Annotated in this window: 19 protein-coding genes and 1 tRNA gene; 12 read left to right on the top strand and 8 right to left on the bottom strand. The window is 57.1% G+C overall.

The window, feature by feature from the left end; all coding sequences use genetic code 11:
• A partial coding sequence (locus tag HMPREF3149_RS09630; protein WP_168162200.1) for a helix-turn-helix transcriptional regulator occupies nucleotides 1–764 on the bottom strand: 764 nt, incomplete at its 3' end.
• 142 nt (nucleotides 765–906) lie between these two features.
• On the opposite strand from HMPREF3149_RS09630, the gene HMPREF3149_RS09625 reads away from it, so the two are divergent.
• On the top strand, nucleotides 907–1272 hold the full coding sequence (locus tag HMPREF3149_RS09625) for a VOC family protein (protein WP_070537756.1): 366 nt from the start codon (nucleotides 907–909) through the stop codon (nucleotides 1270–1272).
• Between the two features lie 319 nt (nucleotides 1273–1591).
• Here HMPREF3149_RS09625 and HMPREF3149_RS09620 read toward each other — a convergent pair whose 3' ends face one another.
• From HMPREF3149_RS09620 to HMPREF3149_RS09600, 6 genes are all read right to left on the bottom strand, one after another.
• Nucleotides 1592–2230 carry a response regulator transcription factor gene (locus HMPREF3149_RS09620; RefSeq protein WP_246819984.1) on the bottom strand — a complete coding sequence of 213 codons (639 nt, stop codon included), beginning with the start codon at nucleotides 2228–2230 and terminating at the stop codon, nucleotides 1592–1594.
• Nucleotides 2231–2352: 122 nt separating this feature from the next.
• Nucleotides 2353–3504: a sensor histidine kinase gene (locus HMPREF3149_RS09615; protein WP_070537752.1), complete on the bottom strand. Its 1152-nt coding sequence runs from the start codon at nucleotides 3502–3504 to the stop codon at nucleotides 2353–2355.
• A gap of 279 nt (nucleotides 3505–3783) precedes the next feature.
• Nucleotides 3784–4176: a hypothetical protein gene (locus HMPREF3149_RS13415; RefSeq protein ID WP_141741500.1), complete on the bottom strand. Its 393-nt coding sequence runs from the start codon at nucleotides 4174–4176 to the stop codon at nucleotides 3784–3786.
• Between the two features lie 13 nt (nucleotides 4177–4189).
• Nucleotides 4190–4645, bottom strand: coding sequence for an HTTM domain-containing protein (locus HMPREF3149_RS09610; protein ID WP_070537750.1), 456 nt, complete (start codon nucleotides 4643–4645; stop codon nucleotides 4190–4192).
• Nucleotides 4646–5307: 662 nt separating this feature from the next.
• Nucleotides 5308–5595 carry a hypothetical protein gene (locus tag HMPREF3149_RS09605; protein WP_070537748.1) on the bottom strand — a complete coding sequence of 96 codons (288 nt, stop codon included), beginning with the start codon at nucleotides 5593–5595 and terminating at the stop codon, nucleotides 5308–5310.
• Nucleotides 5596–6548: 953 nt separating this feature from the next.
• Nucleotides 6549–6633, bottom strand: a tRNA-Leu gene (locus HMPREF3149_RS09600).
• 228 nt (nucleotides 6634–6861) lie between these two features.
• Between HMPREF3149_RS09600 and HMPREF3149_RS09595 the strand changes: the two genes are divergently transcribed.
• The 11 genes from HMPREF3149_RS09595 (at nucleotide 6862) to HMPREF3149_RS09545 (ending at nucleotide 18058) form a co-directional block, all read left to right on the top strand.
• The gene (locus HMPREF3149_RS09595; RefSeq protein ID WP_042528662.1) at nucleotides 6862–7692 is read left to right on the top strand and encodes a DUF3662 and FHA domain-containing protein; all 831 of its coding nucleotides are present in this window, start codon (nucleotides 6862–6864) and stop codon (nucleotides 7690–7692) included.
• A gap of 31 nt (nucleotides 7693–7723) precedes the next feature.
• Complete coding sequence (locus tag HMPREF3149_RS09590; RefSeq protein ID WP_042528660.1) at nucleotides 7724–8176, top strand: FHA domain-containing protein FhaB/FipA; 453 nt, start codon at nucleotides 7724–7726, stop codon at nucleotides 8174–8176.
• Entirely contained in the window at nucleotides 8173–9567 is a 1395-nt protein-coding gene (locus HMPREF3149_RS09585; protein ID WP_070537746.1) for a PP2C family protein-serine/threonine phosphatase, read from the top strand. Before HMPREF3149_RS09590 ends, HMPREF3149_RS09585 begins: the two co-directional genes overlap by 4 nt.
• The gene (locus tag HMPREF3149_RS09580; RefSeq protein ID WP_070537744.1) at nucleotides 9568–10920 is read left to right on the top strand and encodes an FtsW/RodA/SpoVE family cell cycle protein; all 1353 of its coding nucleotides are present in this window, start codon (nucleotides 9568–9570) and stop codon (nucleotides 10918–10920) included.
• Nucleotides 10917–12347 carry a penicillin-binding transpeptidase domain-containing protein gene (locus HMPREF3149_RS09575; RefSeq protein WP_070537742.1) on the top strand — a complete coding sequence of 477 codons (1431 nt, stop codon included), beginning with the start codon at nucleotides 10917–10919 and terminating at the stop codon, nucleotides 12345–12347. The genes HMPREF3149_RS09580 and HMPREF3149_RS09575 overlap by 4 nt, the downstream gene beginning before the upstream one ends.
• A complete protein-coding gene (locus tag HMPREF3149_RS09570; RefSeq protein WP_070537740.1) occupies nucleotides 12347–13744 on the top strand; it encodes a serine/threonine-protein kinase in 1398 nt (465 codons plus the stop codon). Before HMPREF3149_RS09575 ends, HMPREF3149_RS09570 begins: the two co-directional genes overlap by 1 nt.
• Nucleotides 13745–13750: 6 nt before the next feature.
• Nucleotides 13751–15691 carry a Stk1 family PASTA domain-containing Ser/Thr kinase gene (gene pknB / locus HMPREF3149_RS09565; RefSeq protein ID WP_070537739.1) on the top strand — a complete coding sequence of 647 codons (1941 nt, stop codon included), beginning with the start codon at nucleotides 13751–13753 and terminating at the stop codon, nucleotides 15689–15691.
• Nucleotides 15692–15738: 47 nt separating this feature from the next.
• Nucleotides 15739–16014 carry a cell division protein CrgA gene (crgA, locus tag HMPREF3149_RS09560; RefSeq protein ID WP_042528647.1) on the top strand — a complete coding sequence of 92 codons (276 nt, stop codon included), beginning with the start codon at nucleotides 15739–15741 and terminating at the stop codon, nucleotides 16012–16014.
• A gap of 80 nt (nucleotides 16015–16094) precedes the next feature.
• Complete coding sequence (locus HMPREF3149_RS09555) at nucleotides 16095–17117, top strand: sensor histidine kinase (RefSeq protein WP_246819983.1); 1023 nt, start codon at nucleotides 16095–16097, stop codon at nucleotides 17115–17117.
• A 46-nt stretch (nucleotides 17118–17163) separates the two neighbouring features.
• On the top strand, nucleotides 17164–17367 hold the full coding sequence (locus tag HMPREF3149_RS09550; protein WP_070537735.1) for a hypothetical protein: 204 nt from the start codon (nucleotides 17164–17166) through the stop codon (nucleotides 17365–17367).
• Nucleotides 17368–17404: 37 nt separating this feature from the next.
• Nucleotides 17405–18058: a response regulator gene (locus HMPREF3149_RS09545; protein ID WP_070537734.1), complete on the top strand. Its 654-nt coding sequence runs from the start codon at nucleotides 17405–17407 to the stop codon at nucleotides 18056–18058.
• Nucleotides 18059–18129: 71 nt separating this feature from the next.
• Here HMPREF3149_RS09545 and HMPREF3149_RS09540 read toward each other — a convergent pair.
• Nucleotides 18130–18707 (bottom strand): HNH endonuclease signature motif containing protein (locus HMPREF3149_RS09540; RefSeq protein ID WP_141741499.1); only part of this gene is annotated, 578 nt, incomplete at its 5' end.

Below are 18707 nucleotides of genomic sequence, written 5' to 3'. Positions count from 1 at the left end.
ACTGCTACCAAATAGCCGGTCGCAACACCCAAAATACGACATGCCATATCAAGCCTATTCGCTCGAAGAAGTGCGGTGATTCGAACAGGCATGTTTTCTTCCAAACGCACAACAAGCTGCGCCCACACCCTTGCCAAGCTTTGCCCCGGACGAAGCTCAGCAGCTTGACCTAAAACGCGAAAGGTTTCCAAGCGCGAAACAGCCAGCATCTTTGGTTCCCCATCGATATCGACGACCAAGTACCAATTTCTACCCTTGTGCACAAGCCCATAAGGATCAGCCACAGCACGTTGCCGCTTCTTGTCCCCACTTCGGCGGTACAACACCTCAATTCGAGCTTCATTCCGTACAGCCTCGAGCAGACCTTCTAAGTCGCTATGGGTTTCATTGCTAAACCAGCCACTGGAATCAAGTAGAACCTTCTTGTCCAAATTATGAGTATCGGACGCTTTCGAGAATGAGACTGCGTTCATTTTCTTCTGCAACAAGGCGATGTCCTGGGCAAAACCCAAGTGTGCGAGTGAATCTGCCCCCACACCCAGAATCCTCAGCAGCTGAATCTCAGTCGGCTCCAAACGAGAAGCATTCAACCGAGACCGCCTATCGAGCACAATCCCACCATGAATACCTTGCTCCGTATAAACAGGTATCCCTGCGGCTGAGAGCGCATCAACGTCACGCAGTATTGTGCGCTGCGAAACTTCGAAATGTGACGCCAACTCGGCAGACGTAGCGCGGCCTCGTGTTTGCAACAGCAAGAGCATAGACAACAGTCGCACCGATCTCATGCCGCAATTATCGCTGGAACCAGATTCTTTTTCGGATTATGACACTCTTTGTCAGGTTTGTTTAGTCCAATGCGCTTTGGCCACGTAAACAACACCACTCACCGAGAGGAGAATGGCAATGCCAACCCCCAATCTTTTCCTGACTTATGTCTCTAATGCCGAGACCTCGACTGCCTTCTACAGCGATTTATTCGACATGCAGCCATCGTTCATCAGTCCTCGATATGTAGCATTCGAAATTTCACAGGATGTCCTGTTTGCTGTATGGACCGGCCATAACACCCACATGGAGAAACAAGCACCGCGAACGAGCGAAATAGGTTTGATGTTGGATGGACCGGCAACCCGCATTGATGAGACATACCGTCTATGGAAATCTAAAGGGGTCCAAATTGTGCAGCCACCCTACGATGACGTCTTCGGCCGCACCTTCGTAGTTGCCGACCCTGATGGAAACCTTATCCGCGTCAGCCCAGTCGATTAATTCTTAAATCGGGATCCAACAACTAGGAAATCCTCCAACACCCCAAGGAATACATTTCAGTTGGAGGATTCCAAGTGCCCTAAGCGGGAGCTAAAGCCAGGAAAGAATTAGGCACCGGCTGTCCCGTACAACGAATCCCTAAAACTGACTGGACTATGGGCCCCAGCTGCGATACATCGGGTGGCGAACTCAACCCCCAACGGGGCAACTAAAAACTAAAAATCTCGAGACACCGACCGGAACGATGTCTCGAGACTTCACACTGCAGCGGTAAGACCATTCGGACCCGCACCGACGATTATAGCCCTAGCCATCGGCTCTACCGCATTCCATCTTGCGTTCGATTCGCAGTTAGCCTGCCAAACTTTCCGGTGGCCACAACTAGTTCCAACCTGCTACCTACGTTGTATCTCTGTAATAGTCGGGCAACAGTCTTTTTCACAGTAGTTTCTGCAATTTCTAGTTCATTTGCAATCGCTGCATTGTTCTTCCCCGTGTGCAATAGCGCTAGCACTTGGCGTTCCCGCGCTGGAAGTTTTTCTACATCAGCTGCAGGAAAACTTGCAAGGTATTTACGTAGAGCGGTCGCTGATTCTGGTGAGATAGTCGTCCCACCGTGCGCAGCAGAACGCACTGCATCAATAATCTCTCCTGGCTTGGCGCTCTTCAGCACAAAGCCAAAGGCTCCGAAATTAAGCATCTCCAGCATTGCATGTTCATCATCGAACGCAGTTAAAGCAACCAACCGGCAAGGAATCTTCTCTTCCCAGATCTTTTGAGCAAGGCCTATACCACCGAGTCTAGGCATTCGTACATCACTTAAGACCACGTCGACAACATTTTTGTCTAGAACCTCAAGTGCTCCATACCCACTATCGCATGAGCCTAAGACGGTTATATCTTCCGCACTCTGAAAGTACGCTTCAAGAGTCCTTCGGAAAAAAGATTCGTCGTCCACGATTAAGAGTCTAATACTCTCAAGTTGAGCTTCCATAGTCTATCGGCATCCAGGAAGGCTCGGAATATTTTCACAAATTATCCATTGCGTCGCAATCAAGTCGATAAATTCTGCAAGTAAAATCATGGAATAAACTCCTTTTCATTCGTAATTGGAATTGATAAAATAACCTGCCAGTAGTCTGTGTCACTGACAAATCTGGCATCACCACCAATTGAAGCCATTCTGCTGAGTATGCTATCCACACCAACACCCGCCCCTACAGAGAGCCTGGAGTTTTCACTTCGGCTGCAAGAATTAGCGACGACGACTATCAGACTCTTCTCCGCCGCGATTGCGGAAATTTCCACTTCTGCATTAGGAGGAGCATGTTTGACAAGGTTTGCTATCACTTCGTTGAGGGCCAGGGCAAACGCAGTTTCTACTGTTCGAGGGAAACGCATATCTGTGGAAATCCCGGTGTATGCAAGCCGATATCCGGCGTCTCGAAGAAGTTTCGCTGATTCAGAAATAGAAGTACCTACACTTGAAGTGTTCCATGCCCCAAGGCCTACTCCCGATTCAGATGGCTGCATGTTGATCAAATGCTCTACGAGCTGACGAAGGTCTTCAATTGCGGAACGACCAGCTTCAGCAATATCATTTAAATGCTTTTCAGCCTCATGGCTGTTAGTATCCATCCGGGCTAATTCTGAGTGCATTGAAATCATGGTCAATGTACGAGCCAAACTATCATGAAGATACCGCGCGATATTTATGCGTAACTCATGCTGAAGCTGCTTCTGTTGGGTCACTTGATGTTTTTGTTTTCGGTCTATACTTGCTCTCGATTGGCCAATAATAAATGCGCCTCCAAAACAGAGAAGCTCAAAGAGAACACCCGGCAAATCCTCCACCTGTGGATTAAAGTCGCGACTAACAACATACCCGAACACCAGCCATTCAACTGCAAGTATCACTGCGATAATGATGCATCCACGTGCGACTGCAAATTCGATGGCAATATAGGCGAGAACACCAGAAAGCAATGTGTGGTCAGCCATACCCGTATACCAAAGCCCCGAAGCAAAAAGTGGAAGAACTACCGAGAAACCTGGATACAGTCTTATAACAACCAAGACCAGAAATCCCACCATTTGAAGGCCTAGGTTTCCCAGATCGGCTCCCGGAAAAATAAACAGCGAAGCGACGATAACGAAAAGACCGAAAACCACTTCAGCCAGTTGCTTTTGGACAATCCATTTCCCAATCGATCGCAGCCTTGCGATTATCACGAGCCTAACCCATCCTATTTTGCGCGTTCGGACCCTATGAACATAAAAGTTAAGTAGTCCCGTTTAATAAACTTACTGTTCAGCGGACAAATTCGCCACACCTGTAACAGTTGAAGCACCAGGTACACTTTGATAATACGCGGCCTTCGCGGCGAAGCCTTTAGCCCCGTGTTTCAGACCGAGTAGATTAGGCCATCCTGCCCTGAGCCTACTTGGATTGCTCTATCCTTACCGCCCATTCCTGTGTGGTCACAACCGTCACTACCTGTAGTCAAGAATCTACGGTATGCGAGCGGAACCTTGATTCATAAGCTCGAGGAGTGATGCTGGTTGTGCAGCAGTAACACGGATACTTTTCCCTGTATAGGTTGTGATTCGAATTGTCGCCGGTCCCGAATGGTAGGACAACGAACCCTCGATAAAATGAATGCCTAATGTGGCACGCTCAGACAGAGGAGAACTAGTTAGCACTTCAATACTCTTAATCTCGTCGGTGTCGAATGTCCTTAGTGGAATCCATAATGCAGAAATCTTAATGCGGTTCGGACTTGCATCAATTGAGATATTAAATGTAAAGAGCGCAAGGATTAATAAAGCCAGAATTACAGCTCCGACAACATCATTATTCCAGAAAAAATACGCGCAAATAACCAACAAGACAATAAGAATCACGTACCTTGGTATATTAAAGCCGAACACTCTTGAGTGATAGTGCGAACCAGGTATAGACATCAGAAATATCCTTTCCTACTTCCCTAAATGGAAGTAAAGCGTATAAAGCAACGGTAGTGATAACTAGAGAGAACGACGTTATCCCCATTAAAATTGCAATTCCTCCGTGCAGGATGAGCACCATGACAATTGCAACGGCTTTCCATTTTGAAGACGCAAACACCGAGATTCCAATAAACAGTTCAAATGCAATCGTCCCCCACGTGACCATGAAAACCAGAAACGGAAGCTCCAAGAGCGGGGAAATCACACTCTCTCGAAGGCCTGTAAGCCCGAAGAATGGGGATACCAAGTCATAGAACACTTCAGTACCATTCATCCAGTTGTCCACCCTAATTTTTGCTACTGATGCATTTATGTATAGGAATGAAACCTGAATTTTCAAGAGAAGGAATGAATAGTAGGCCATATAATGACCTACGCTAAATCTTCGGCCTGCTGAACGCTGCAAGATTTTCGCAACGACCAAAATGGTGCAAATCAAACTTGCATTTAGTCCAATTTGATCGCCTCCATCAGGAACAATCGCAGTGTTATGCAAAGAGAAGTAAATCCAAGTGACACCAACTATCCCGACTCCGCCTGAAAGTAACTACACTAGCGATAGCTACAAGATTCTTACGTTTCATGTTCCTCTTCCTTCTGTATTAAGTATTGAGTCTTAATCTCTCAACGAATTGTGAACACCTTGGATTCTGCCGCTTGTAAAAATAGTAAGATTTTCAACTAGTCGGCTACCAGTCTGACCCAGTTTGAGACTGACGTTGTGAGTTCCCCGTCATTCGAAATCTCAGTGTGCAGAGAGGTGCAATTTCCGCACCTTTCCAAACTTCCAGTTTTGCGCACAAACTCATTTTAGGGTCGACTCGACAGCTCGGCTATAGAATCGGAAAAAGATACCAAGGTACACCCTAGGCAGAGGGGGAGCGTTTGGAGCCGGTAAACCAGTGCCCCGTCAGCCGGAGTAAGCGAGATATCACAGCGGTAGTAGAGGGGCTCCCTTTTTCTTCTGCAACCACCATAAGGCGGGGTGTGGGCATGGCAGTTCTGCAGGCAACCACACCCCTTTTTCTAGTCGTCCTCGCCTAGAAGAGTTTTCACGGCCGTATTTATTGGCTCGGTGATCCCGGCCTCGGCGAGCGCGTTACGCACGAGCTGGCGGTGTTTCTGAAAACCATAGTTTCCCGCCTCCACCCCGGCTGCAACTTCCTCAGCTTTGGCTGCGAGATCAACTAGCTGCGTATGCAGCGGATCGGCCGAGTCGAACTTCGGGATCGGCAAGCGCCATACGTTTTTATCAATGTGCCGACCCCCGAACAGGCCACGGGACTGGTATGCCGCTACCAGCTCGATCGTCACCGGTGCGTTAAGGATAGCGGTGAGGTACTTTGCCTCATCCGCACCACTAGCCGGAAGCCAGTACAGCGCGTGCTCTGTGAGAGCACGAGAATTGGCGAGTCGTGCTGCTGCAATAGTGTTTCCCGATGCCGTGTAGACCCAAAACGAACTACGAGATCGAGATCATGCAATAAAACTATTGCCTTCTCGACGTTTGGCAACCAAACCTAAGCAAACATCAAGCCTGGGATCGACTGCTTACACATCAAGACGAAGAGTCTAAACAAGGCTGCCAAATCAGAACTACGAGCAAAATGCTTTGCTGACACCATCGAAAACAAAATTCGAAAGACGTGTCGACCGCCGAGAGCGGGAGCTAGGATGTAAATCCCCACACTTACAATCCTCGACCGCTAAAGTTCAGAAAAAGAAAGAAACCGGAGCTCACATACCCTTTCGAGTTTGTTACCTCCGGTGTCACAGTTTGTTTAACTGCTCAGCGTGCCCGGGGCGGTGTCTGGTTCGGAGACATCGTTCCGCATGTCTCATGAGATCGTTCCGGTCCAACCAGCACCAATGTCTCACCACATCGATCCGGTTGAAAACCCTGAAGCTAAAACTGCCCAGACACGACGAAAAGCGATGTCTCGAGACATCGATCCTCTGTAGCTTTCCGCACCGAAGCGGGGGGACTCTGAGAGTACGCCCGTGCGAGGCCCAGCACTGGTGCTTCTAGCGCCTTCAGGAGCAGTTCTAGGTGTGGGTCGCTAACAACTAACGGCAACTGAGGCCGGAACCAGGTCCCGGTTATTGTGTTGAAAGCCCGCAAACGGGGCACAATCTTGGCCCGCACAGTCGCCTGACCCTCGGAGTACTCGCGACGTTGCGGATGCCCGATTTTCGGGAGCCTGGGGCACTTGAAAACGAAAAATCTCGAGACACCGACCGGAACGATGTCTCGAGACTTCACAGCGTGCCCGGGGCGGGACTTGAACCCGCACGTCCTATAAGGACACTGGCACCTGAAGCCAGCGCGTCTGCCAATTCCGCCACCCGGGCAGGGTTTAGATGTCTTGGCGACCAGCTAACTTTAGCACGCAGCCCCGTTGAATCGACAAATCCGCTGGCAAAGCCGAACTTTTTCCTGAATACACAGGGAACTTTGGGCCGCGCGTCTACGTTAAATAGAGGAAAGCCACCTATACTGATCGCTGCTATATCGCTGTATCCCACCGTCGCGGTGAGATATTTCCCTGGAACATCCTGAAAGGAGGACGGCACTTCCCCATGGCATTGCTCGAGAAACTCGCCAAGCTGGATTCCTCCCTGCAGCGCGGATTGGACAACGGCATGGCCTTTGTCTTTGGCGGCAAGGTCGTCCCCGCAGAGATTGAGGAACTCCTCAAGCAAGAGGCGCAGGACAACCTGTCCCGCGGTGATGACGGCAAGCTGTACAGCCCCAACGTCATGACCGTCGGTGTGTCCTCCAAAGACATTGAGAACCTCTCCCAAGACCGGGATATTCCTTCGGATTTGTCTGACCAACTCACCCGCTTTATTCGCAACAGTGGCTGGTCCTTAGCTGGGCCGGTCATCGTGCGAATTGCGGAGGAGTCGGGACTGCGCACGGGCCAATTGCGCGTGTCTTCCTTTTTGGACCACGAGCCCACCGAGGAAACGGGATTCGACGCGATTTTCCACCACGACCATGGTCAGGAGGACTCTATGACCCAGCCGCACAACGCCGACGAGGCAAAGACCACCGCTTTCATGGTGCCGAACCCCAACGAGCCTGCGCCCACCCCGCAGGGCCCGGCGGTGACGCTCATGCTGCAGGACGGTTCCTCCCGCGTCTACCACGTGCGCGAAGGCTCCAACATCCTCGGCCGCAGCAACGACGCTGACCTGCGCCTACCAGATACGGGTGTCTCCCGCCAGCATGCGGAAATCACGTGGAATGGCCAGGATGCAGTGCTGGTGGATCTGCAGTCCACGAACGGCACCACGGTCAACGACACCCCGATCGAGAACTGGCTGCTTGCCGACGGCGACGTGATCACCCTCGGCCACTCCCACATCGAGGTCCGCATTACCGGCCTTGAGAACCAGAATTATTAAACCCCAGTTCCCCCTAGAGTAAGGACCTTCCATGGACTCGGTTGTGCTGCTGTCGCTGCGCATCGGCCTGCTGGTGTTGCTGTGGCTGTTTATTCTGGTCGCACTCAACGCCATGCGCCGGGACGCCAACAAGGCGGCCGGTGTGTACCAGGCATCGGCCCCGGTGAAGGGGTCACAGAGGCGCCGCGAAGCGCCGCGTGAAATCGCCATCGTGGATGGGCCCCTGCGCGGTTCCCATATGGAACTCGGCACCCTCGAAGACTGTACGATGGGCCGCGCACAAGACTGTGACTTTGTCACTGGTGATGATTTTTCTTCCGGTCACCACGCTCGCCTGTTCCGTCGGGGCAGCGAGTGGTTTGTGGAGGATCTGGAGTCCCGCAACGGCACCTTCGTCGGTGGCGCCCGTATTGACCAGCCGGAACGCGTCGGCGTGGGCTCGGATATCAAACTTGGTCGAACGACCGTGAGGTTGATGGCATGACTTTAAGCCTGAAATTTACTGCAGTAACGGACCGCGGCTTGGTCCGTGGCAACAATGAGGATTCCGCCCACGCGGGCCCACATTTGTTGGTGCTGGCGGACGGCATGGGCGGTCACGCCGCTGGTGAGGTGGCCTCCACCACCATGGTGGAGCACATGGCTTCTCTCGAGCGCGATCCAGGCGACAATGACATGCTGGCCCTGCTTGGCGCGGCCGCCGAGGATGCCAATGCTGCCATCCGTGCGCACGTGGATGAGCATCCGGAGACCGAAGGAATGGGCACCACCCTCACGGCCATGCTCTTCAACGGTTCCACGTTCGGCGTGTGCCACGTCGGTGATTCCCGCGGCTACCGTTTGCGCGAGGGCAAGCTATCCCAGATCACGAAGGATGACACGTACGTGCAGTCCCTCGTTGATGAGGGCAAGCTCGACCCGGAGGATGTCTCCTCCCACCCGCAGAAGTCCCTGATCCTTAAGGCCTACACGGGTCGGCCGGTGGAGCCGACGCTCTTTACGCTGGATGCCCAGCCGGGTGACCGCATTCTGCTGTGCTCAGATGGTCTGTCGGACCCGGTGACGGCATCAACCATTGAGCGGGCGCTGGGACAGGGCTCGGTGGAGGAAGCCTCCATCATGCTGCGCGATCTCGCGCTGCGCTCGGGCGGTCCGGACAACGTCACCATCGTGGTGGCGGAGGTCGTGGACGCCGTGCTTGACGACGCCTCCCCCATCACCGTCGGCGCCATCCAAGGCGTAGTCCCGGAGCCGACGCACCCGGATTCCTCCGCGAGCCGCGCAGCAAAGCTGGTCTCGCCCCCAAAAGCGAAGGCCGCTGAGGTCACGCCCCGAGAGGATTCCGAGGAAGAACCGCAGCGGCCGCCGCGACGCAGCCGGGTGGGCTGGAAGGTCATCGCCTCCCTCGCTGTGGTGCTGGTCATCGTGATCAGCGGCGGGTTGTGGATGAAAAATCACCTGGCCAACAACTATTACGTGACCACGGATGAGGAGGAGGTCCTCACCATCCAGCAGGGCGCGGATTTTGAGATTTTTGGCCGTCCGCTGCACCACACGTATCAGCATGCGTGCCTGAGTGAGAAGAATGCGCTCAAGCTGGGCCGCGATGACTGCGGGGGCGACTATGCCCCGTTCAAGCTCGCGGATTTGCCGGAGTCAGAGCGCGCCGCGGTGGGCAATCTGCCTGCGGGGTCCTATGACGAGGTGCAGACGCAGCTGTCGCGGCTGTCGGAAAAGGCGTTGAAGCCCTGCGCGAAGGCGACGTCAAAGGAAGCGGAAGTGGGCACAAAAAAGAGCACAGATAAAGGCTCGGCCACGGACACCAAGAAGGACGCCGCCACGCCCGCACAGGGCAAGTGCCGGGAGGTGAAGTAGGTGAGCAAGCTCTTTTCTCGTGGAACGGAGTTCGGCCTACTCGTCCTCGCCACGCTGGTCTTTGCCATCACCTTGGTGAGCTTGGAGCTCTCCCAGGGCAACGTGCTGACCCTTGATGTCCTCTACCTCATCGGTGGTTTCATCGGTGTCTTTGCCGTGGCACACCTCGTGCTGTGTTTCTTGGCGCCCTATGCGGACCAGATCATGCTGCCCATCGTCGCGATCCTTAACGGCATTGGGCTCATTATGTTGCAGCGCCTCGATCTGGCCAGCGGTGGTGGGCTCGCCGTGCGCCAAGTGCTGTGGACCGTGGTAGGCCTTATCCTCTTTGCGCTGGTGCTCGTCCTGTTGCGGGATCACCGATCGTTGACCCGGTATTCCTATATTCTCGGCGCGCTCGGCCTCATCTTGCTGGCGCTGCCACTGGTGTGGCCGCAGCCGCCGGGCGTAGAGGCCCGCATCTGGCTGTGGCTCGGGCCCTTCTCTATTCAGCCGGGCGAGTTCTCCAAAATCTTGCTGATTTTGTTCTTCGCCATGCTGCTCACCCAGAAGCGCTCCCTGTTTACGGTGGCCGGCTATAAATTCTTGGGCCTGTCCTTGCCGCGTTTGCGCGACCTCGCCCCCATTCTCATCATCTGGGGCATCGCCATCGTCATCATGGGCATCTCTAATGACTTCGGCCCGGCTCTGCTGCTCTTCAGTACCGTGCTCGGCATGCTGTTTATGGCCACCAACCGCGTGAGCTGGCTGCTCATCGGCGTCATCCTCGTGGGCATTGGTGGCTTCGGTATCTACCAGGTTTCGGAGAAAATCCAGCAGCGCTTCTCCAACTTCCTTGACCCGCTGGGCAACTATGACACCACCGGCTTTCAGCTTTCCCAAGCGCTCTTCGGCATGTCCTCCGGCGGCATTACCGGCACCGGCCTGGGCCAGGGCCACCCGGACATGGTGCCGGTGGCGCACTCGGACTTTATCCTGGCAGGCATCGGCGAGGAATTCGGCTTGGTCGGCCTCGCCGCGGTGCTCATCCTCTTTGCCATGCTCGTCTCCCGCGGTTTCCGCACCGCGCTGACCTGCCGTGATACCTATGGCAAGCTGGTGGCCTCCGGGCTCGCGCTGACGCTGGCCGTCCAGGTCTTCGTCGTCACCGGCGGCATTTCCGCCCTCCTGCCCATGACGGGCCTCACCACACCGTTCATGTCTGCCGGCGGCTCCTCGCTCATGGCCAACTACATGCTCTTGGCGCTGCTGCTGCGCATTTCCAATGCGGCACGTCGCCCGGCGCGCGAGTTGACCTCCAACGCACCGAGTGACACGTCCATGTTCCCCGCCATCCAGGAGGCCACCCGATGAATAAATCGATCCGCCTCGTCTCCCTCTTTGCAATCCTCCTCACCGCCGTACTCCTTGTGAACCTCACGGTGGTGCAGGCATTGTCGGAGGATAAGTACGCACATAATCCCAAGAATGTCCGCGGTTACCTTGAGATGCGCACGACGCCGCGCGGCCAAATCTTCGCGGGCGATACCGTGCTGGCGCAGTCCACCGCGGATGAGAACGGCAACTACTCGCGCTCCTACCCCACTGATTCCCCAGCCTTTGCCGATGTCACCGGTTACCTCTCGGAGCGCTTCGGCGCCTCCCAGCTGGAGGCCTCGCAGAATGACATCCTCAACGGCAAGGACGACTCGCTGTTGGCACACAACTGGCTCGATATGCTCTCCGGCAAGCCGCAGAAGGGTGCCAACGTGGAGGTCACCATCGACCCAGCGCTGCAGCAGGCAACCTACGACCAGCTGGCCGGCCCAGGCTACAAAGGCGCGGCCGTAGCCATCCAGCCCTCAACGGGCAAGATATTGGCCATGGCCTCCACGCCCAGCTTCAACGTCTCCGACCTCGTCGGGGACAACGCGGCCGAAACGTGGGATCAGCTGCAGAATCAAGAGGGCAATCCGCTCATCAACCATGCCACGCAAGACACCCTGCCCCCCGGGTCCATTTTTAAGATCATCACCACGGCCGCTGGCCTCAACAACGGCTTTAACCCGGACTCTACGCTGACCGGCGCGGCGTCCATCACGCTGCCGGATACGGTCACGGAGCTGACCAACGACGGCAACCGAGCCTGCGGCGGCGCGGAGAGCGTCACCCTACATACGGCCTTCGCGCTGTCCTGCAACACGGCTTTTGCGCAGATGTCGGAGAGCATCGGCGCCGATGAGCTGCGTAAATATGCGGAGGGCTTCGGCGTGGGTGAGAAGTACTCGCTCGGTGTGGAGACTTCCGCTGGTGCGCTGGGCGATCTTGGCGACGGCGCCCAAGTCGCCCAATCCGCGATCGGCCAGCGCGACGTGACCATGTCCGCCCTGCAGGCGGCCATCATGGCCGGGACCATCGCTAACCAGGGCAAGCGCATGGAGCCCTACCTCATTAACCGCATCACCGATGCCCAGATGAATGAGCTTCGCACGACTCAACCACGTCAGGCAGCCGAAGCTGTCAGTGAAGAGACGGCCAACACCATCAAGGACCTCATGTTTGCCTCCGAGCACAGCACCTATGGCTATGACGGGAACGGTTTTGCCTCGAAGACCGGTACCGCCGAGCACGGCGAGGGCCTTGCCCCGCACGCGTGGTACGTGGCTTTCGACCCGGACAAGGATATCGCGGTGGGCGTCGTGGTCAAGGACGGCGGGCACCTAGGCCAGAATGCCTACGGCAGCCAAGTCTCCGCGCCCATCGGCCGCGCCATCCTGCGCGCATACGGAGGTGAGCAGTAGTGAATAGCGCTGAGAACAAAGAACACCTGCAAGCACTCATCGGCAACGATTACCGGCTGCAGTGGATCGTCGGCCACGGCGGCATGTCCACCGTGTGGCTGGCTGATGACGTCCGCCATGACCGCGAAGTGGCCATCAAGGTCCTGCGCCCGGAATTCTCCGACAACTCCGAATTCCTCTCGCGCTTCCGCAACGAGGCCCAAGCAGCAGAATCCATCACGTCGGACAACGTCGTCGCCACCTATGACTACCGCGAGCTCGAGGACAACGGCCGCGCTTTCTGCTTCATGGCCTTGGAATACATCCGCGGCGAATCCCTCGCCGATCTGCTGGCCCGCGAAGGCGCGCTGCCGGAAACGCTTGCGCTTGACGTCATGGAGCAGGCCTCCCACGGCCTGTCCGTCATCCACAACATGGGGCTCGTGCACCGCGACATCAAGCCCGGCAACCTCATGATTACCCAAAACGGGCAGGTCAAGATCACCGACTTTGGCATCGCCAAGGCAGCCGCAGCCGTCCCGCTCACCCGCACCGGCATGGTCGTGGGCACCGCCCAGTACGTCTCCCCCGAGCAGGCCCAAGGCCTCGACGTGGGCCCGGCTTCCGACGTCTACTCGCTCGGCGTTGTGGGCTATGAGATGCTCGCCGGCAGTCGCCCCTTTAGCGGCGATTCCTCGGTATCGGTGGCGTTGGCGCATATTAGTCAGGCGCCGGAGCCCTTGTCGACGTCGATAAGCGCGCCCACCCGGGAACTGATCGGCCTTGCCCTGCGCAAGGACCCGGGCACCCGCTTTGCCGACGGCAATGAATTCACCAACGCCATCTCGGCCGTACGCCAAGGCCAGCGCCCGCCGCAGCCGAAGTCCGCCGCGCTCGCGCCCCCGGCCGCCGAACCCTCGCCCTCCGCCTCGACGGAAATGCTGGCCAACATGGCCAACCCGACCACGGTGCGCCCAGCCGCCGAACCCCCAGCCAAAAAGGGCGGATTCGGCACCGGACTGCTCATCGCCGTGGCCATCGCCGCCCTCGTGGCAATCGGGCTCGCCGGTTATAAATTCTGGAACGACAACTCCGCCGACCCAGTCCCAACCCCCACGGAGCAGCCGACGGAAATCATCGTGACGGAAACCGTAACGCCGGAAGAACCCACCTCCACAACTCCAGAAACCATCGAGGTGACCACGGAGGAGGAAGAACCCCCGGCACCCGTGACCGTCACCGAGACGCACTCCGTGATCTCCACCCCGACCCCAGAGATCACGACACACCAACCCACACCCGAGGTTGCCACGCCCGAAGAGACACAACCGCAGGTCAATGACACCCCAACGGACACACCCGAACTAGACTCACAGGACAACCCCACCGAAGAATCCGCACTACAGGGAGACCAATAACCCACCATGCTCAGTGATCGGTACAACCTCCGCCAGTCCATCGGCACCGGCGGCATGTCTGAGGTCTACAAAGCCGACGACACCGTCTTGGGGCGCACCGTCGCCGTGAAGATGCTGCGCCCCGACATGGCGCGCGACGTCAACTTCCGCGAGCGCTTCCGCCGCGAGGCCCAGAACTCGGGCAAGCTCAACCACCCGAACATCGTGGCCGTCTTCGATACAGGTGAGAAGGACGTCGACGGCATGTCGGTGCCCTACATCGTGATGGAATACGTTCAGGGCCGCACCTTACGTGACATCGTCCGCGAGGATGGCCCCATGCCGGTGGCGGAAGCCGCCCGCGTGCTCAAGCCCGTCGCGGACGCCCTGCAGTCCTCCCATGAGGCGGGCATTATTCACCGCGACATCAAGCCGGCAAACATCATGCTCACCAACACCGGCCAGGTGAAGGTCATGGACTTCGGCATTGCTCGGGCGCTCGATGACTCGACGTCCGCGATGACGCAAACCTCTGCGGTGATTGGCACCGCGCAGTACCTCTCGCCGGAGCAAGCTCGGGGCAAGCCTGCCGACGCCCGCTCCGACGTCTACGCCCTCGGCTGCGTCATGTACGAAACGGTCACGGGCCGCACCCCGTTTGAAGGCGAGACCCCGTTCGCCGTGGCCTACCAGCACGTGCAGGAGGACCCAACCCCGCCGTCGGAGCTCATCACGGAGTCACTGACGGAGCAGCAGCGCCTCGGTGTCGATGCCGTGGTGCTCACCGCCATGGCCAAACACCCGGCGGATCGCTACCAGTCCGCGTGGGAGATGGGCGATGACCTCGACCGTTTGGCGCAGGGTCAGATTCCGGAGGCGGCGCGCTCGCACGTGAATGAGGAGGATCACCCCACCACGATGGTGGCTCCGGTCTCAGCGCAGCACCGCGCCCCGGTGGCGTCGACAAGGCCTAGCGAAGAGGATGAAGGCGGTGGCGGCCTGAAATGGCTCGCTGCCCTGTTGGCCGCGTCTCTCATCGCCATCATTGGCTACTTTGCCTGGGATTTCTGGCAAGGTTCCCAGCAGGAGGCCCGTGAGCGCGAGCAGGCTCAGGAAGAGGCTGCGCAGCGCGCGAACATGGTCGTGGTGCCCAAGGTGGCGAATCGCCCGCGTAACGAGGTCGTGGAGGAGCTGGAGAAGCTCGGTCTGCTCGTGACGGTCAATGAGGAGCCGAGCCCTGATATTGCTCGCGGCAAGGTCATCCGCGTGAACCCGGCTGAAGGTTCTGAGCTGCAGAAGAATTCCTCGGTCACGGTGACCGTGTCCTCTGGCAAGGAGATCACTGAGGTTCCCGACCTCACCGGTATGACCGTGGAGGAGGCCACGCAGGCGCTTGATGACGCCAACCTCGAACTCAACACCGACGTTGAGCAGGTCCATGACGAGGCTCCACGCGGACAGATCGTGTCCCAGAACCCGGCGGGCGGCGCGCAGCTCTCGAAGGGCTCCAAGGTTCACATCACGGTGTCGAAGGGCCAGCGCGAGGTCAGCGTTCCCGATGTCTCCGGTATGGATCGCGATAGGGCCGTGGAAATGCTGAGCTCGATGGACTTCGATGTCTCGGTGTCGACGGTGGATTCCGAGCTGCCGGAAAATCAGGTCATCAAAATCGCTGAAAAAGACCAGAAACTGCCTAAGGGCGCCCCAGTCACCATCGAGGTGTCGAACGGCATGATGATTCAGGCACCGGATTTGTTGCACTCCACGCAGAGTGAGGCAGAGTCGGCGCTGCGTGCTAAGGGCTGGACGGGATCGCTGGACGTCGGTGAACCTATTGCTACGTCGAACCCAATCGACACCGACAAGATCGGCTGGGCTTCCGCCAGCCGCGGCGATGTCATCCGGAAGGATGCCGTCATCCAGGTTCGCTTCTGGGAATTCGACCCAGCCGCGCTGCTGCCGCAGTAGCTGCTAAGGTATCCCACAGATTAAACCCCCTATTCAAAGGTGTAGAAATGCCAAAGTCCAAGATCACGACGGAGGGCTCCGCGCTCCCCCAGTCCTCCAGCTCTGCTACTAACCGCACCCCGGTCAAGATCAACTCTGAGGGCACCCCGAAGTGGTACATCGCCATCATGCTCGGCCTCATGCTCATTGGCCTGCTGTGGCTCGTGGTGAACTATCTCGCCGGTGAGTCCATCCCGTTCATGCACGAGCTTGGCCCGTGGAACTACGGCATCGGCTTCGGTCTAGCCATCATTGGCCTGCTCATGACGATGGGTTGGCGTTAGTTTTACACGCTTAAAACACGGAAGCGATGAACTCCTCGAGGTTCTATAGCGTCGCCGGGGTCGGGTGCATCATTTTGGTGATGCTCACCGTCACGGTGGACAAAAACTTCCTTACTCCCGGCGCACTCCTACTTGCGGGCCTCGGCGTCAGCTTGACGCCGCTGGCTATCCGACGTCCCTTCGTGGCGGCTTGCGGGTACGGTGCGCTTTTTGCGTTCGCCATGTGGTGCCCCGACTGGCGGTCGTTTCTATTCCTGGCGTGGAGCCCCGTCATCGTAGGCATTGTGGCTTTTCAAAAGCGCTGGTTGTGGGCAGTTCCCCTGGCGGTGGTGTACACGTACTTCATCACGACAGATCCGTCGAACAACTATCTACCGGACTTCGATCCATTTAACCTTTCGCTTCCGCTTCTCTTATATGCGGTGGCCATCGGCATTGGCGCCGCACTGCGCAGAACCCGGGACCAGCGTCTTGCCTCCGAGCAGCGCGCCGCTGAGCAACGCGAGGCTCTCATGACTGCTCTTCACGATTCCGTGGCTGCGACCTTGACCTCTGTGGTCATGCGCTCGGAAACCTTGGCGTTGACCCAAACGGATCCTTCCGCGGCCGACTCCGCGGAAGCAATCGCCGATGACGCTCGCCGGGCCATGGGCGAAGTCCGCGATCTTCTGCGAGTAATGAAGAATGAAAGCGTAACGCAGGGAGTGAAGTCGCTGGAAGAAGATCTCGACACCATGGTGAGTTTCCTATCGAGCCATGGCTTTGTGTGCGAGCCGGACATCAATCTGGGAAAGACGGGTCAGCTTGCTCTACCGCAGAAGCTCTCCCTCGTATTCTCTGAACTTGCCGTGAATATCCTCAAATATGCCCAACCCGAGTCACGCGTGAGCATCGAAGCCTACAGCACTTCTAAGAATATTGATGTGCACATCACGTCTTCGATCGCCGCACAGCAATCGCGTCAATTCATGACGACCAGCTTAGGTTTGGGTGAGATCGCCCGCCGAGTGCGGAGGGTTCATGGCACATTCGGCAGCGGAAAAGAAGCTGATCAGTGGGTCACACGCCTATCGCTTCCTGCTGCCTGCCTGAGAAAAATATAGTAAAGTGGCCCGGTAATCACCGATCTTCGAATATTAAAGGTAAAACATGCGCACTTCCCTCGCCGCGGCCACCGCAGCGCTGGCCCTTTTCTCCGCACCGGTAGCCGGTGCATCTGAACCCACCGCAACTACCGAAAACTCCACCGCTTCCGAGTCCACTGGATTCACCTTCTACAGGTCGTATGGCGCCGAATTCGCCGACCACTTCCGTTGCTCCACCAGCCCGGAGCGCTGGTGGTGCGGGGGCTAAGAGGACACCCCCTGTTCCTTCTGACTACGTATCTCCCATGAGCATTCGGGTGTTCCTCGTCGACGATGACGAGCTCGTCCGCTCGACTTTCCGCGTCTACTTCCAGACCACCGACGACATCTCAGTAGTCGGTGAGGCCACCAATGGTGCGGATTGCTTGGCCCAGATTGAGGAAACCAAGCCGGACCTCGTGCTGGCTGATATTCACATGCCTCAGATGGATGGCATTACCCTTCTGAAGCACCTTAATTCCGCGCCGAATCCGCCAACATTTTTAGCGGTCACCGCTTTCGACTCGGATGACACAATGCTCAAGATCCTGCGTGCGGGCGGCGCGGGCTACATCTTGAAGAACCAACGCCCCCGCTCCATCATCGAGGCTGTTCGCTCGGCTGTGGAGGGCGGCACCGTCATCGCCCCGGCCGCCATGCACCGTTTGGTCGACTACATCGGCGAGCCCGCCACCCCACGCGATCCCGTCGCTGCCGCCATTGAGGGCCACGACCTCCATGAGGCGGAAGTTGCCGTTCTCAAGCTGCTTCTCGCCGGCAACTCCAATTCAGAGATCGCCGCCGCCACCGGCTATTCCGAGTCCGCAGTGAAGAAGCATGTGTCGCGCCTCATCACCATCTTCGGCGCCACGACCCGCCTGAACCTGGTGACCAAGATTCTTGGCGGCACTGGCTTTTAATTTGTTGTAGTGGATCGCCGATGTCGCGGATGCCTGGTGGGGCGTCCGCGTGGGCGGTGTGGCGTTGGGGGTTAGCCTGGTCGGGGCAGGTTGTTTTGGGCTTGCTGATAAGCGGCTTGGGTGGTGATCGGTTCTGCCCAGGGCGGGATGTAGCTCACTTCACCGCGCAGGCGGAAGACGTAGCCAGCCCCGGTGGGTTTATCTGGGTCATCATCATTAATGCCGTTGTGATAAGCACACAACATCGTCAAATTCGGCGGGTTAGTTTCCCCACCGGCCTTCCACGGCACCAAGTGATGCACCTGGGCAAAATCAGCCGGCTTATTACAACCTTCCCGAGCACACGTAGGGTGCTCCGCACTAGCCATCAGGCGTTGCTCAAACCCAGCGAAGCGTTGCAAGCGGTGTAGCCATACCGGCCCGATGGTGGGGTGGATTAGGGTGACGTAGCCGATTTCCGCAAACTTGTAGTTCAAAAACTCAGCCCCGGTCATACGCCCACCATTAGTTAACTCCAGCACGATGTCGTCACCGTCACCGGAGACAATCTTGTCGAGCTTGTCTAGGGTCACCACCACGCTGGTGAGCACAGCAGGCTTTGTTCCACCATGGGTGTCGTTGAAGAAGACCTGTTTGCAAGCCTCCAGCA

Source organism: Corynebacterium sp. HMSC05E07 (assembly GCF_001807225.1).
Classification (GTDB): domain Bacteria; phylum Actinomycetota; class Actinomycetes; order Mycobacteriales; family Mycobacteriaceae; genus Corynebacterium; species Corynebacterium singulare.
This window is presented reverse-complemented; position numbering and strand designations above follow the sequence as displayed.